General features: G+C 63.3%; 15 protein-coding genes. 14 read left to right on the top strand and 1 reads right to left on the bottom strand.

The features are described 5' to 3' along the window. Positions 1-73 precede the first annotated feature (73 nt). From H0241_RS05135 to trmB, 8 genes are all read left to right on the top strand, one after another. Complete coding sequence (locus tag H0241_RS05135) at positions 74-1,066, top strand: PhoH family protein (protein WP_235984004.1); 993 nt, start codon at positions 74-76, stop codon at positions 1,064-1,066. Positions 1,067-1,083: 17 nt separating this feature from the next. Continuing rightward, the gene (gene ybeY, locus H0241_RS05130) at positions 1,084-1,590 is read left to right on the top strand and encodes an rRNA maturation RNase YbeY (protein WP_181056326.1); all 507 of its coding nucleotides are present in this window, start codon (positions 1,084-1,086) and stop codon (positions 1,588-1,590) included. A gap of 28 nt (positions 1,591-1,618) precedes the next feature. Further along, on the top strand, positions 1,619-2,710 hold the full coding sequence (locus tag H0241_RS05125) for a hemolysin family protein (RefSeq protein WP_181056325.1): 1,092 nt from the start codon (positions 1,619-1,621) through the stop codon (positions 2,708-2,710). 11 nt (positions 2,711-2,721) lie between these two features. Continuing rightward, entirely contained in the window at positions 2,722-3,192 is a 471-nt protein-coding gene (locus tag H0241_RS05120; RefSeq protein WP_181056324.1) for a VOC family protein, read from the top strand. A gap of 86 nt (positions 3,193-3,278) precedes the next feature. Then, a complete protein-coding gene (lnt, locus tag H0241_RS05115; RefSeq protein ID WP_181056323.1) occupies positions 3,279-4,871 on the top strand; it encodes an apolipoprotein N-acyltransferase in 1,593 nt (530 codons plus the stop codon). A gap of 137 nt (positions 4,872-5,008) precedes the next feature. After that, positions 5,009-5,428: a helix-turn-helix domain-containing protein gene (locus H0241_RS05110; protein WP_181056322.1), complete on the top strand. Its 420-nt coding sequence runs from the start codon at positions 5,009-5,011 to the stop codon at positions 5,426-5,428. 206 nt (positions 5,429-5,634) lie between these two features. Beyond that, on the top strand, positions 5,635-6,900 hold the full coding sequence (metK, locus tag H0241_RS05105) for a methionine adenosyltransferase (protein ID WP_181056321.1): 1,266 nt from the start codon (positions 5,635-5,637) through the stop codon (positions 6,898-6,900). Positions 6,901-6,920: 20 nt separating this feature from the next. After that, positions 6,921-7,622 carry a tRNA (guanine(46)-N(7))-methyltransferase TrmB gene (gene trmB, locus H0241_RS05100; RefSeq protein WP_181056320.1) on the top strand — a complete coding sequence of 234 codons (702 nt, stop codon included), beginning with the start codon at positions 6,921-6,923 and terminating at the stop codon, positions 7,620-7,622. A gap of 45 nt (positions 7,623-7,667) precedes the next feature. On the opposite strand, the gene H0241_RS05095 is transcribed toward trmB, so the two are convergent. Continuing rightward, complete coding sequence (locus H0241_RS05095) at positions 7,668-7,832, bottom strand: hypothetical protein (protein WP_181056319.1); 165 nt, start codon at positions 7,830-7,832, stop codon at positions 7,668-7,670. A gap of 208 nt (positions 7,833-8,040) precedes the next feature. Between H0241_RS05095 and H0241_RS05090 the strand changes: the two genes are divergently transcribed. From H0241_RS05090 to infB, 6 genes are all read left to right on the top strand, one after another. Next, entirely contained in the window at positions 8,041-8,286 is a 246-nt protein-coding gene (locus H0241_RS05090; RefSeq protein WP_181056318.1) for a CopG family ribbon-helix-helix protein, read from the top strand. After that, entirely contained in the window at positions 8,283-8,570 is a 288-nt protein-coding gene (locus H0241_RS05085) for a type II toxin-antitoxin system RelE/ParE family toxin (RefSeq protein ID WP_181056317.1), read from the top strand. The genes H0241_RS05090 and H0241_RS05085 overlap by 4 nt, the downstream gene beginning before the upstream one ends. Before the next feature lie 256 nt (positions 8,571-8,826). Beyond that, positions 8,827-9,459, top strand: a complete 633-nt coding sequence (gene rimP / locus H0241_RS05080; protein WP_181056316.1) for a ribosome maturation factor RimP — start codon at positions 8,827-8,829, stop codon at positions 9,457-9,459. Positions 9,460-9,510: 51 nt separating this feature from the next. Next, on the top strand, positions 9,511-11,106 hold the full coding sequence (gene nusA, locus H0241_RS05075) for a transcription termination factor NusA (protein WP_181056315.1): 1,596 nt from the start codon (positions 9,511-9,513) through the stop codon (positions 11,104-11,106). A 38-nt stretch (positions 11,107-11,144) separates the two neighbouring features. Further along, the gene (locus H0241_RS05070) at positions 11,145-11,795 is read left to right on the top strand and encodes an RNA-binding protein (protein ID WP_181056314.1); all 651 of its coding nucleotides are present in this window, start codon (positions 11,145-11,147) and stop codon (positions 11,793-11,795) included. Continuing rightward, a complete protein-coding gene (gene infB / locus H0241_RS05065; protein ID WP_181056313.1) occupies positions 11,792-14,356 on the top strand; it encodes a translation initiation factor IF-2 in 2,565 nt (854 codons plus the stop codon). Before H0241_RS05070 ends, infB begins: the two co-directional genes overlap by 4 nt. The last annotated feature ends 125 nt before the right edge of the window (positions 14,357-14,481 follow it).

Genomic DNA, 14,481 nt, shown 5'->3' with positions numbered 1-14,481 from the left:
AGATGAGGAGAGACGGTTGAGCGCTGCTGAAGTGAAGACTCTGCCCCAGAACCAGACATCCGGGGCCTCTGACATGGCGCACATCGTTCTGACTTTCGACAACAACAAGCTTGCCAGCGCCCTGTACGGCCAATTCGACGAGAACTTGGCCCGGCTCGAGCAGAAGCTCGGCGTCGACATCCGCTCGCGCGGCAACCAGCTGACCATCAAGGGCTCGGCCTCCGCGGCCGAGCAGGCGCGCCGTGCGCTCGACAATCTCTATGGCATTCTCCAGAAGGGCACCGATATCGGCCAGTCCGACGTCGATGGCGCCGTGCGGATGGCCATCGCCGCCGACGACCAACTGACGCTGCCGACGCTGGAACGCAAGGGCAAGGTCTCTGCCGCCCAGATATCCACTCGCAAGAAGACCATCTATGCCCGTTCGCTCAACCAGGACGCCTATATGCGGGCGCTGGAGCGTTCGGAACTGGTGTTCGGCATCGGCCCGGCCGGCACCGGTAAGACCTATCTGGCGGTGGCGCATGCGGCGATGCTGCTCGAACGCGGCATGGTCGAACGCATCATCCTGTCGCGCCCGGCGGTCGAGGCCGGCGAGCGGCTCGGCTTCCTGCCCGGCGACATGAAGGAGAAGGTCGATCCGTATCTGCGGCCGCTCTACGATGCCCTCTACGACATGATGCCGGCCGACAAGGTCGAGCGTGCTATCGCTGCCGAAGTCATCGAAATCGCGCCGCTCGCCTTCATGCGCGGCCGCACGCTGGCGCACGCCGCCGTCATCCTCGACGAGGCGCAGAACACCACGCCGATGCAGATGAAGATGTTTTTGACCCGCCTCGGCGAGAATTCGCGCATGATCGTCACCGGCGATCCGACGCAGATCGATCTGCCTCCAAGCACCAAATCGGGCCTGGTCGAAGCCTTGCGCGTCCTTGACGGTGTGGCCGGCGCGGTAACCGTGCGCTTCAACGATGTTGACGTCGTGCGCCACCCGCTGGTGGCGGAAATCGTCCGGGCCTATGACCGCGACGCCAAGCTGGCGCGCGGCCTCGGCGCCGAGAACTGATGTGACGATGCGGGCTCATGCCTGAGGATATGAAAGCTGGCGGCGGGGACAGTTCGATCCCCGTCGAGATCGACCTGTCGGTGGAGGCCGGCGATTGGCCCGACAAGACGGCGCTGACGCTGCTGGTCGACCGCGCCGTATCGGCTGCCTTTGCCGAAACCGGCGTTGCGGGCCATTCCGAACTCAGCATCGTTTTTTCCGACGATGCCCATATCCGCACCCTCAATGCCGGCTGGCGCGGCAAGGACAAGCCGACCAACGTCTTGTCTTTCCCGGCTTTTCCGTTCCCCAAGGGGGGCAAGCTGCCGCCGATGCTCGGCGATATCGTGCTCGCGTCCGAGACGGTGACGCGCGAAGCGGCCCTGGAAGAGAAGCCCTTCGAGAACCATATCACCCATCTCGTCATCCACGGCCTGCTGCATTTGCTGGGCTACGATCACGAGACCGATGCAGAGGCCGAGGAGATGGAAGCCATCGAGCGCGCAGCGCTTGCAAGGCTTGCCATTCCCGATCCCTACACGTAATGACAAAAGACCAATTGACCGGACGACGATGAACGACAAACCAGAAACTGCCGCCCGCCCCGAGGCTGGCAGTGCGACCAAGCCTTCCGATACGACGGAAGAGGGATCGAGTCCGAGTACCAGTTCCGGCAGCCCCGTTTCTGGCAACATTGCCAGCGAGCTATCGCCTGCCGGTCCGTCTTTGTTCGACCGCGTTTTGGGCCTGTTCCGGCAGCGCAACGGCACCAGCCTGCGCGAGGAGATCGCTGGCGCGCTTGCCGAAACGACAAGCGATGCCGGTGCTTTTTCGCCCGGCGAACGCGCCATGCTCAACAACATATTGCGCCTGCGCGAGGTGCGCGTCGAGGACGTCATGGTGCCGCGCGCCGACATCGAGGCGGTCGAGATCACCACGACTTTGGGCGATCTGCTCGGTCTGTTCGAGCAGTCCGGCCATTCCCGTATGCCGGTCTATTCCGAGACGCTCGACGATCCGCGCGGCATGGTCCACATCCGCGACGTGCTGGCCCACATCACCAAGGTCGCTCGCGTCAAGAAGGGCAGGACATCGAGGAAGACGCCGGCAACGACGCTTCTCGATCTCGCCCAGGTCGATCTCAGACGCACCATTGGCGACCTCAATCTGATCCGCCCGGTGCTGTTCGTGCCGCCCTCCATGCTTGCCTCCGATCTGATGGGCCGCATGCAGACGACGCGCACCCAGATGGCGCTGGTCATCGACGAATATGGCGGCACCGATGGCCTGGCTTCGCTGGAAGACATCGTCGAGATGGTCGTCGGTGACATCGAGGACGAACATGACGAGGACGAACCGCTGATCACCCAGACCGGCGAGGGCGTCTTCGTCGTCGACGGCAAGGCCGAGATCGACGAGGTCGCCAAGATGATCGGCGAGGATTTTACCGCCGGCGAGCATGGCGAATATGTCGATACGATCGGCGGTATGATCTTCAACACGCTGGGCCGCGTGCCGGCGCGTGGCGAAGTGGTGCAGGCCATACCAGGCTTCGAGTTCCACGTGCTCGACGCCGATCCGCGCCGCGTCAAGCGGGTGCGCATCGTCCAGAACCAGAAGGGCGAGCGCCGCCGCCGCGCAACCGCGCGCACCGAGCAGGCCTGATTTCGCGCCGCATGACGGTCGACGACCCGTTCAAGCACGCCGCTTTCGGTTCCGGGGTTTTCTATCGGAATCCAAGGGCGGCGTTGATCTGGCTTGAAGCGGCCTTCGGTTTCGAACCGGGCATGGTGGTCAGCGACGCCGACGGACGGCTGGTCCATGCCGAAATGCGTTTCGGCGACGGCTACATCATCGTCGATTCCGAATGGGCCGATCACGTCGCCAGCCCGGCAACCGTCGGCGGCAAGAACACCCAGTCGGTCTGTGTGCGGCTGAAAGACGGCCTGGACGCGCATTGCGAACAGGCGAGGGCGGCCGGAGCCGAGATTGTCGAGGAACCCGCCGACCAGTTTTACGGTGAGCGGCAATATCGCGCCCGCGATCCTGAAGGTCATGTCTGGACCTTCACCCAGACCTTGCGCGCCGTTCCGCGCGAGGAGGCCGAGCAGCTGAGCGGCCTCAGCATAGAAGGCTGGCACCGGTAACATCAGATTGCGCTTATCGATGTTTGGAGCACGGCGCGCGGCCTGATAAATCTTGGCTCCTGATTCGCACGACTTGGGAAGTCTGCATGGAGCGCCTGGCCGGCCGGATAATTCTGCTTTGGGGCTGGCGGCGTGCGCTGGTGGCGTTTCTCGCCGGCGCGCTGGCGGTGCTCGCCCAGGCGCCTTACGATTTCTTCGCCGTTTGTTTCGTCTCGTTTCCGTTGCTGGTCTGGCTGCTCGACGGCGCCACCGGCGAGGCCTCCGACAGCTGGCTCAGGCGCCTGCGGCCGGCTTTCGCCATCGGCTGGTGGTTCGGCTTCGGCTATTTCCTTGCCGGCCTGTGGTGGATCGGCGAGGCGCTTCTGGTCGAAGCCGACAGTTTCGCCTGGGCCTTGCCGTTCGCGGTCGTCGGCATTCCTTTGGCGCTGGCGTTTTTCTACGGCTTCGCCACGGTCGTCGCCCGGCTGTTGTGGACCAACGACATTGGCCGCATCGCCGCTCTTGCCTTTGCTTTCGGCCTGACGGAATGGCTGCGCGGTTTCCTGTTCACCGGCTTTCCCTGGAATGCCGTCGGCTATGCGGCAATGCCCGTGCCGCTGTTGATGCAAAGCGTGTCGGTGACCGGCATGATCGGCATGAACGCGTTGGCGGTGTTTGTCTTCGCCATGCCGGCTTTGCTCGCCGCGCGCCGGCATCTGCGCCTCGGGCTGGTATTGCTTGCCGCTCTCGTCGCGGCCCATGCCGGCTTCGGCTATTTCAGGCTGGCAACCCCCGACAGGCCGGCAACGCAAAATCTCGATGTCCGCATCGTGCAGCCGGATGTCGATCTCAGCGAGAAGTGGGACGCTTCGGTGCGCGACCGCATCTTCGCCACCATGATGGGCCTGTCGGCCGCGGCACCTGATCCTGGTCACAACAAACCGCAGTTGATCCTGTGGCCGGAGACCTCGGTGCCGTTCCTGTTCACCGAGCGCCCGGACGCGTTGACGGCGCTCGGCGACATGCTGCAGCCCGGGCAGATGCTGATTGCCGGCGTCGTGCGCGAGGAAGGCGGATCGGGAGCGGATGCCGGCAGCCGCTATTACAATTCCGTGGTGGCGATCGACGACAAGGGCGAGATTGCCGACGCCGTCGACAAGGTCCATCTGGTGCCCTTCGGCGAGTATCTGCCGTTTTCCGGCCTGCTCAGCCGCTTCGGCATCGAACAGCTGGTCGCCGGGCCGATGAACTTCGCCGCCGGCAATGAACGCCACCCGATTGTCTTGCCCGGCGGTATCAGCGCCTTGCCGTTTATTTGCTACGAGGTGATCTTTCCCGATCTGGTTGCAGTTGACGCTACGTCATCCCAGCTTATTGTAAATGTCACAAACGACGCCTGGTTCGGCGACACGCCCGGGCCGTACCAGCATTTCAGGCAGGCACAGATTCGCGCGGTGGAAAATGGATTGCCCCTGTTGCGCGCAGCCAACAACGGCATTTCGGCCGTTGTCGATACGCGCGGACGCATCGTTGACGCGCTGGCGGTCGATGCGCGCGGCGCCATCGACGTGCGGGTGCCCATCTCCGGCCAGGCCTTCATCTCCGCCGCTCAACGGCGCATTAACGGAATGCTGATCATGTTCCTGTTTGCCGCGATCGCCTTCAGCTTGAACGTAAGGCAACGGCTACGGGTGAATTGACAGTCGACACATTAGAAACTCATACTGTTATCGCCTAATTTTCTCGAAGTCGGTTGGTGTTTCTGTTGGGGCAGGTGGCTCCGGCTTCGTTTGGGCGAGAAAAATAGAAAAGGCCGGAAAAATTCGGCGAGGAAAAAATGACAGAAGAAAACAAGAAAAAACCGAATCCTATCGACATCCATGTCGGAAGTCGCGTCCGGCTTCGGCGCAATATGCTTGGAATGAGCCAGGAAAAGCTGGGTGAAAATCTCGGTATTACGTTTCAGCAGATCCAAAAATATGAAAAGGGAACGAACCGCGTCGGCGCCAGCCGTCTGCAGGCAATAGCCTCGATACTCAGCGTGCCTGTCGCCTTCTTTTTCGAGGATGCGCCAGGGCAGGAGCCGGTGGGTAACAGAGGATTTGCCGAGGACGCTTCGATGGCTTTCGCCGTCGAATTCTGCGGCAGTCCGGAAGGACTTCAGCTCAACCGCGCCTTCGTCAAGATCGCGGACGTAAAGGTGCGCCGCCGAATCATCGATCTGGTGAAATCCCTTTCTGCCGAAGGTGCGGAGTGATCCGCTGGGTCGATTGACGCATTGGCCCGAGTAGCCCCAGAGGCTCGACCGCCGGCGGCGCCAAAGCCGCCGGTGGTACAAGATATATTGCTGCGACATTCATGCCAGAACCGCGGCACCGCTTGACGAGCGGCGCCCGGCACCGTTAACACGTGGCGCGCCAAAATCGGCAGCCCTGCCGATCGTTTTTTCAAGAGGGGACACCCGTGACGCGGCAGAACTACTTCTTCACCTCGGAATCCGTTGCCGAGGGCCATCCCGACAAGGTTTGTGACCGCATCTCCGACGAGATCGTCGATCTGGTCTATCGCGAGGCCAAGAAGACCGGCATGGACCCGTGGAAAGTCCGCGTCGCCTGCGAGACGCTCGCAACCACCAATCGCGTTGTCATTGCCGGCGAGGTGCGGGTTCCCGAGACGCTGCTGAAGAAAGACAAGGCCGGCAAGATCCTGATGGATGCCGCCGGTCATCCGGTCGTCAATCCGGCCAAGTTCAAGTCGGTCGCCCGCAAGGCGATCCGCGAAATCGGCTACGAGCAGGCCGGCTTCCACTGGAAGACGGCAAAGATCGAGGTTCTCCTGCACGGCCAGTCGCCCGACATCGGCCAGGGCGTCGACAACGCCGCCGATCGCCAGGGCGAGGAAGGCGCCGGCGACCAGGGCATCATGTTCGGCTATGCCTGCCGCGAGACGCCGGACCTGATGCCGGCGCCGATCTACTACAGCCACAAGATCCTCGAACTGCTGGCCGCTGCCCGTCACGAAAACAACGGCGAGGCTGGCAAGCTCGGACCCGACGCCAAGAGCCAGGTCACAGTCCGCTACATCGACGGCAAGGCGGCCGAGGCGACGCAGATCGTGCTGTCGACCCAGCACCTCGATTCAAGCTGGGACTCCAAGAAGGTCCGCAAGGTCGTCGAACCCTACATTCGCGAGGCGCTCGGCGATCTCAAGATCGCCGACGACTGCATGTGGTACATCAACCCGACCGGCAAGTTCGTCATCGGTGGCCCGGACGGCGACGCCGGCCTTACCGGCCGCAAGATCATCGTCGACACCTATGGCGGTGCGGCCCCGCATGGCGGCGGCGCTTTCTCCGGCAAGGACACCACCAAGGTCGACCGCTCCGCCGCTTATGCGGCGCGCTACCTCGCCAAGAACGTCGTGGCGGCGAAGCTCGCCGACCGCTGCACCATCCAGCTTTCCTATGCTATCGGCGTCGCCCAGCCGCTGTCGGTCTATGTCGACCTGCACGGCACCGGCAAGGTCGATGAAGCCAAGCTCGAGGAAGCGCTGCGAACCGTGATGGACCTTTCGCCGTCCGGCATTCGCCGTCATCTCGACCTCAACAAGCCGATCTATGCCAAGACCTCGTCCTACGGCCATTTCGGCCGCAAGGCCGGTCGCGACGGGTCCTTCTCCTGGGAGAAGACTGATCTGGCCAAGGCGCTCAGGGACGCGGTCGCCGCCTAAGGGCGGCGCGCGACCCGGCCATGGACCCACAGGACAGGCGGAGCCGCGCGACCGAAGGGTTCTTCGGCCGCCGGCACGGCAAGACCATTCGCCCGCAGCAGGCGGCGGCGCTGGAAAGCGGTCTTGGGGCCTATGGCCTCGACCTCTCCAATGAGGCGCCGGCAGAATTGCGCACCCTGTTCAGCGCGGATGTTTCAACGGTTCGGCTGGAAATCGGCTTCGGCGGCGGTGAGCATCTGCTGCATCGGGCCACGGAGGCCCCGGCGGCCGGCTTCATCGGCGTAGAACCGTTCGTCAACGGCATGGCCAAGCTGATGATGGCGGTGCGGGAAAAGCCGCTCGCCAATCTTCGCGTTCACAATGACGACGCCACGCGCCTGCTTGATTGGTTGCCGCAGGCCTCGCTCGACGGCATCGACCTGCTCTATCCCGATCCCTGGCCGAAGAAAAAGCACTGGAAGCGGCGCTTTGTCAGCCCGCTCAACCTCGATCGCTTCGCGCGGGTGCTGAAGCCGGGCGGAAAATTCCGCTTCGCTTCCGATATCGACACCTATGTGAACTGGACCTTGTTGCACTGCCGGGCGCATGGCGCGCTCCTATGGCAGGCGCAAGATGCGGCCGATTGGCATCGGCCCTATGAAGGCTGGCCGAGCACGCGCTACGAGGCAAAAGCCATTCGCGAGGGCCGGCGGCCGGCCTATCTCACCTTCATCAGAAAATGACCGGACACGGGACCAAGAGGTCCCGCATCGTCAGTTTGTCCGGCTTTAGAAACGGCCGATCCTGTTGAAGACGGCTGGATCCATACCGAGCCGGCGCAAATCGTTGGCGCGCGGCTTGCGGCCGGCTTCGACGGCTCGCGAGGCGGCAACGGCGCTGCCGAACAGGGCAAAGGCGTCGCCTATGGCGGAAAACACGGTACGGTTGCTCATTGTCTTGACCTTTCGCGCGCCACCGCGCGCCATCTCTGTTTGTGCGGTGCAACATAGATAGGGATGCGATGTCCGAGATCACAGGGCCGTTGCCGCATAGGCGGCATGCGCTCCACGCAATGCAACTTGTCCATTGACGAACCGGGTTGGTTCTACCACATTCGACATGAACCAAATTGGTTTCAACCGGACCGGAATGGAGGCGCCGATGGCTGCTTTTACGGTAAGACTCTCTGATGAGACGGCAGCCAAGCTCGACCACTTGGCGGGTAAAGTTGACCGCTCCCGCTCCTACGTCGCGGCTCAGGCGATCGAAGACTACGTTGCCAGGGAAGAATGGCAACTTGCAGAGATCGAGGCTGGGCTAAGCGAGGCCGACCGCGGTGAATTTGCAAGCGAAAAAGAGTTGGCCGATGTGGTGGCGAAATACGTCAAGCCGTCTCTCGGCCGATGAGCCGGGTCCGCTGGACGATCCGCGCACTGCGACGGCTCGATCAGATTGGCGCCTTTATAGAAAAGGATAACCCCAACGCCGCCGCACGGGTCGTTGCCCGCATCGTTTCTGCGGCGGACAACCTTGCCCAACAACCGGCAATGGGACGCATCGGGCGAATAAGAGGCACGCGAGAGCTTGTGCTGACCGATATCCCGTACCTCATTCCGTATCGGGTGGTCGGTCGCGAGATCGAGATCATCGCAGTCATGCATGCATCCCAGAAGTGGCCGCGGCAGCTATAAGCATCGGCCGTCACGATCGGCGCTGGCATCGAGACTTGAAACACCGGCCGGGATCGTCTATATCAGCGTCAAATTCTTGGTCGGTATGACGAAGAGTGGGTCCACCCGGTCCCGCTCTTTTTTATTACCTGCCGGTCAGCCATCTGAGCATGATCCCGAAAAGTGGGAACCGGTTTTCGGAAAAGATCATGCTCCAGCAAGATAGACCAGAATGACGACCGAACGTCATCCTGATCTGTAGAACGACAGGAACCGCATGACTGCAACGGCAAGCGAAGCCGACGACCGCATCATCCGCGAAAGCGGCATCGATGCGCGCATCGCGCTGATCGTTCAGCCGGTGTTGCGCGGCATCGGTTTCCGCCTCGTGCGGGTGCATCTGTCGGGCCAGAACGGCCTGACGCTGCAGATCATGGCCGAACGCGAGGACGGCACCATGACCGTCGAGGACTGCGAAGAGGTCAGCCGCGCCGTGTCGCCGGCGCTCGACGTCGATGATCCGATCGAAAAGGCCTATCACCTCGAAGTGTCGTCGCCAGGCATCGACCGGCCGCTGGTGCGCAAGTCGGATTTCGTCACCTGGACCGGCCATCTGGTGAAGATGGAAACCTCGGTGCCGGTCGCCGACCGCAAGCGCTTCAAGGGCAAGATCGCCGAAGCCGGTGAAGACGATATTCTGCTCGAGCGCGACAAGGCCGCCTATGGCGAAGAGCCGACGGTCCGCATTCCTTATGACACGATCGCCGATGTGCGGCTGATCCTCACCGACGACCTCATCCGCGACGCCCTGTCGAAGGACAATAGGGAACGCAAGGAAGCCAAGAAACGCCGCGGCGAGCCGGAAGACGATGTTTCCGAAGACGCCACGGAAGAACACGAACAGGAATAACGATTGAGCTGCCGGGCCAAAGCTCCGGCACCCAGTTCGGGAGATAAAGACATGGTTGTAAGCGCCAACAGACTTGAACTGCTGCAGATCGCCGACGCGGTCGCGCGTGAAAAGTCGATCGACAAGTCGATCGTCATCGCCGCCATGGCCGATGCGATCCAGAAGGCCGCGCGCTCGCGCTACGGCCAGGAAACCAACATCCGCGCCGACATCAACGCCACCACCGGCGAGATGAAACTGCAGCGGCTGATGGAAGTGGTCGAGAAGGTCGACGACTACGCCACCCAGATCGCCATTTCCTCGGCGCGCGAGCGCAATCCCGACGCCCAGCTCGGCGACTTCATCGCCGAACAGCTGCCGCCGATGGATTTCGGCCGCATTGCCGCCCAGTCGGCCAAGCAGGTCATCGTGCAGAAGGTGCGCGAAGCCGAGCGTGACCGCCAGTATGACGAATACAAGGACCGCATCGGCGAGATCGTCAACGGCACGGTCAAGCGCGTCGAGTATGGCAACGTCATCGTCGATCTCGGCCGTGGCGAGGCCATCATCCGCCGCGACGAGCTGATCCCGCGCGAAAACTACAAATACGGTGACCGCGTCCGCGCCTATGTCTACGACGTGCGCCGCGAACAGCGCGGCCCGCAGATCTTCCTGTCGCGCACCCATCCGCAGTTCATGGCCAAGCTCTTCACCATGGAAGTGCCGGAAATCTATGACGGCATCATCGAGATCAAGTCGGTTGCCCGCGATCCGGGCTCGCGCGCCAAGATAGCCGTCATTTCGCGTGACTCGTCCATCGATCCGGTCGGTGCCTGCGTCGGTATGCGCGGCAGCCGCGTTCAGGCCGTGGTCGGCGAATTGCAGGGCGAAAAGATCGACATCATTCCGTGGTCGCCTTCGGCCGCCTCCTTCATCGTCAACGCACTGCAGCCGGCGGAAGTCGCCAAGGTCGTGCTCGACGAGGATGCCGAGCGCATCGAGGTGGTGGTTCCCGACGACCAGCTGTCGCTGGCCATCGGCCGCCGCGGCCAGAACGTGCGTCTTGCCTCGCAACTCACCGGCTGGGACATCGACATCCTGACCGAGGCCGAGGAGTCCGAGCGCCGCCAGAAGGAATTCGTCGAACGTTCGTCGCTGTTCATGGAAGCGCTCGATGTCGACGAGATGGTCGGCCAGGTGCTGGCCTCCGAAGGCTTCACCAGCGTCGAGGAAGTCGCCTATGTCGATTCGGGCGAGATCGCCTCGATCGACGGCTTCGACGAAGACACCGCTTCGGAAATCCAGACCCGCGCCCGCGAATATCTGGAGAAGATCGAAGCCGAGCATGACGACAAGCGCAAGGCGCTGGGCGTCACCGACGAGCTGCGCGAAATCCCCGGCGTCACCACCGCCATGATGGTGACGCTCGGCGAGGACGGCGTGAAGACGATCGAGGACTTCGCCGGCTATGCCGCCGACGACCTCACCGGCTGGAAGGAACGCAAGGACGGCGAGACCAAGGTCTATCCGGGTGTGCTGGCCAATCACGGCGTGTCGCGCACTGACGCCGAGCAGATGGTTCTGGCAGCCCGCCTCAAGGCCGGCTGGATCACCGAAGACGAGCTTGCAGCCGAACAAGTCCCGGCCGACGAAGCCGTTGGTGCGTGAGGTGAAACCGCATCGCACACAACCCGCCCCAGGACGAGATGAACGATCGCACCTGCATCGTCACCCGCAAGCAAGCCGAGCCGGATGAGCTGATCCGTTTCGTCGTCGGCCCGGATTCGGCCGTCGTTCCTGACATCAAGAGAAACCTGCCCGGCCGTGGTTGTTGGGTGAGCGCCGACCGCCTACATATTGAGAAGGCGGCGGCGAAGAACCTGTATGCCCGCGCCTTCAAGGCGCAAGTGACCGTGCCGCCCGATCTTGGCGGCATGGTCGACGGACTGCTTTCACGATCCGCTTTGGGCATGCTCGGCCTTGCCCGCAAGGCCGGCGCGATCGCTCTCGGCGCCACCAAGGTCGAGAGCGCGGTGCGCAGTGGACTGGCGCTTTTCGTGCTCCACGCGACCGAAGCGTCCGACGATGGCGTGCGCAAGATCAGCCAGGCGCGGCGGGCAACTGTCCACCTCGGCGGGCCTGCAGTCCTTGCCTACAAACTTTTCCCCGAGGCCGAGTTGAGCTTGGCATTGGGGGGCACAAATGTGATACATGCTGCCGTTCTCGCGGGAGACGCGGGCAAGGCGGTTGAGAAGCGCATGGTTGCGCTCGACCGATATCGGGGCGGAACCCCCGACGATCTGGCAATGCTTGCGGCCGTTGCTGACGAAGATGATGCTGCAGAGGATATGGAATGAGCGATACGAAATCGGGCGACGACAAGACGTTGAGTGTTACACCGAAGAAGACCTTGACGCTGAAGCGCCCCGGTACCGAGCAGAGCGTCGTGCGCCAGAATTTCTCGCATGGCCGCACCAAGCAGGTCCAGGTCGAGATCAAGAAGCGCAAATTCTCCATGCCCGGCGACAAGCCGGAGCCGGTGGCTGCACCCGTTTTGACGCCCAAGCCCGCGGTTGTGGCAGCCCCCGTCGTGCAGGAAGCGCCCAAGGCGCCGCCTCCGCCGCCGCCGGTCGAACGCAGCGGCATGGTGCTGAACGAATTGTCGCGTGGCGAGATGGAAGCCCGGCGCAGGGCGCTTGAAGGCTCCAAGGTGCGCGAAGTCGAGGATCGCCAGCGCGCCGCCGAAGACGCCAAGCGCCGCGCCGAGGATGAGGAACGCCGCAAGCGCGAGCGCGAGGACTCCGCGCGCCGTCAGGCCGAGGAAGAAGCCCGTCTGCAGACCGAGGCCGAGTCCCGCCGCCGTGCCGAGGAAGAGGCGCGCCGTCGCGCGCCGCTGGCCGCCGAACTGGCGACGGTCGACGACGAGGAAGAGGCCAAGCCGAAGCGCCCCGGCGCCGGCGCCCCGGTTCGCCGTCCGGTCACGCCCGAAGTGGCGCGTCCGGCCAAACCGACCAAGGCCGAGGAAGACCGTCGTCGCGGCAAGCTGACCCTCAATACGGCGCTTTCCGACGAGGATGCGCGCGCCCGCTCGCTGTCGTCGATGCGTCGCCGCCAGGAAAAATTCAAGCGCGCGATGCACAATGAGCCGCGCGAGAAGGTTATGCGCGAAGTGATCCTGCCCGAGACCATCACCATCCAGGAACTGGCGCAGCGCATGTCCGAGCGCGCCGTCGATGTGGTCAAGTACTTCATGAAGCAGGGCCAGATCCTGAAGCCGGGCGACATCATCGACGCCGACACGGCCGAGCTGGTCGCCACCGAATTCGGCCACACGGTCCGCCGCGTCGCCGAGTCCGACATCGAGGAAGGCCTGTTCAACATCGCCGATAACGCCGAGGACCTGGTGTCGCGGCCGCCGGTCGTGACCATCATGGGCCATGTCGACCACGGCAAGACCTCGCTGCTCGACGCCATCCGCAATGCCAATGTCGTCTCCGGCGAGGCCGGCGGCATCACCCAGCATATCGGCGCCTACCAGGTCGAGAAGAACGGTCAGAAGATCACCTTCATCGACACGCCCGGCCACGCCGCCTTCACGGCGATGCGCGCCCGCGGCGCCCAGGCCACCGACATCGCCATCTTGGTGGTGGCGGCCGACGACAGCGTCATGCCGCAGACGATCGAATCGATCAGCCATGCCAAGGCAGCCGGCGTTCCGATCATCGTGGCGATCAACAAGATCGACAAGCACGATGCCGATCCGCAGAAGGTGCGCTCGGAACTGCTGCGCCATGAGGTGTTCGTCGAATCGATGGGCGGCGAAGTGCTGGACGTCGAAGTGTCGGCAACCAAGGGCACCAATCTCGACAAGCTGCTGGAAGCGATCCTGCTGCAGGCCGAAATCCTCGACCTCAAGGCCAATCCGGACCGTACCGCCGAGGGCGTCGTCATCGAAGCCCAGCTCGACAAGGGCCGCGGCCCTGTCGCCACCGTGCTGGTGCAGACCGGCACGCTGATGCCGGGCGACATTCTCGTCGCCGGCAACGAGTGGGGCCGGGTGCGCGCGCTGGTCAACGACCGTGGCGAACAGGTCAAGGAAGCCCCGCCGGCAATGCCGGTCGAGGTGCTTGGCCTGCAAGGCACGCCTCAGGCCGGCGACCGCTTCGCGGTCGTCAACAACGAGGCTCGCGCCCGCGAGATCACCGAGTATCGTCAGCGTCTGGCGCGCGAGAAGGCGGTGGCAAAGCATGCCGGCCAGCGCGGCTCGCTCGAACAGATGATGTCGCAGTTGCAGACGAGCGGGCTGAAGGAATTCCCGCTGGTCATCAAGGGCGACGTGCAGGGTTCGATCGAGGCGATCAACGCGGCGCTCGACAAGCTCGGCACCGACGAGGTGCGTGCGCGCATCGTTCATGCCGGCGCCGGCGCCATCACCGAAAGCGACGTGTCGCTGGCGGAGACCTCGGGCGCCGCCATCATCGGCTTCAATGTCCGCGCCAATGCGCAGGCACGTGCCGCCGCCGTCGCTGCCGGTATCGAGATCCGCTACTACTCGATCATCTACAACCTCGTCGATGACGTGAAGGCGGCGCTCTCGGGCCTGCTTTCGCCGGAACGCCGCGAGACCTTCATCGGCAATGCCGAGATCCTCGAGATCTTCGACATCACCAAGGTCGGCAAGATCGCCGGCTGCCGTGTCACCGAAGGCAAGGTCGAGCGTGGCGCGGGCGTGCGCCTGATCCGCGACAACGTCGTCATCCACGAAGGCACGCTGAAGACGCTCAAGCGCTTCAAGGACGAAGTTGCGGAAGTCCCAGGCGGCCAGGAATGCGGCATGGCCTTCCAGAACTACGAAGACATGCGCGTCGGCGACATCATCGAGTGCTTCCGCGTCGAGATGGTGACCCGGACGCTCTGAGTTCGTATACTGTCGATACGACCGGGCGGTGGTCGAAAGACCGCCGCCCAAATTTAATGCCTGTCGCCCAAAAGTGCGTAGCGGTTTTGGGATAAACGACATGCATAGAACAAGTATGAGACGTG

This window comes from Mesorhizobium neociceri (assembly GCF_013520985.1).
Lineage (GTDB): Bacteria > Pseudomonadota > Alphaproteobacteria > Rhizobiales > Rhizobiaceae > Mesorhizobium > Mesorhizobium neociceri.
The sequence above is the reverse complement of the archived record's forward strand: the minus strand, read 5'-3'. Positions and strand labels throughout refer to the sequence as shown.

Bases quoted from the DNA above. Each gene is read 5' to 3' on its own strand.
- H0241_RS05135 (WP_235984004.1), top strand. From the start codon at position 74: ATGGCGCACATCGTTCTGACTTTCGACAACAACAAGCTTGCCAGCGCC.
- ybeY (WP_181056326.1), top strand. From the start codon at position 1,084: ATGCCTGAGGATATGAAAGCTGGCGGCGGGGACAGTTCGATCCCCGTC.
- H0241_RS05125 (WP_181056325.1), top strand. From the start codon at position 1,619: ATGAACGACAAACCAGAAACTGCCGCCCGCCCCGAGGCTGGCAGTGCG.
- H0241_RS05120 (WP_181056324.1), top strand. From the start codon at position 2,722: ATGACGGTCGACGACCCGTTCAAGCACGCCGCTTTCGGTTCCGGGGTT.
- lnt (WP_181056323.1), top strand. From the start codon at position 3,279: ATGGAGCGCCTGGCCGGCCGGATAATTCTGCTTTGGGGCTGGCGGCGT.
- H0241_RS05110 (WP_181056322.1), top strand. From the start codon at position 5,009: ATGACAGAAGAAAACAAGAAAAAACCGAATCCTATCGACATCCATGTC.
- trmB (WP_181056320.1), top strand. From the start codon at position 6,921: ATGGACCCACAGGACAGGCGGAGCCGCGCGACCGAAGGGTTCTTCGGC.
- H0241_RS05095 (WP_181056319.1), bottom strand. From the start codon at position 7,832: ATGAGCAACCGTACCGTGTTTTCCGCCATAGGCGACGCCTTTGCCCTG.
- H0241_RS05090 (WP_181056318.1), top strand. From the start codon at position 8,041: ATGGCTGCTTTTACGGTAAGACTCTCTGATGAGACGGCAGCCAAGCTC.
- H0241_RS05085 (WP_181056317.1), top strand. From the start codon at position 8,283: ATGAGCCGGGTCCGCTGGACGATCCGCGCACTGCGACGGCTCGATCAG.
- rimP (WP_181056316.1), top strand. From the start codon at position 8,827: ATGACTGCAACGGCAAGCGAAGCCGACGACCGCATCATCCGCGAAAGC.
- nusA (WP_181056315.1), top strand. From the start codon at position 9,511: ATGGTTGTAAGCGCCAACAGACTTGAACTGCTGCAGATCGCCGACGCG.
- H0241_RS05070 (WP_181056314.1), top strand. From the start codon at position 11,145: ATGAACGATCGCACCTGCATCGTCACCCGCAAGCAAGCCGAGCCGGAT.
- infB (WP_181056313.1), top strand. From the start codon at position 11,792: ATGAGCGATACGAAATCGGGCGACGACAAGACGTTGAGTGTTACACCG.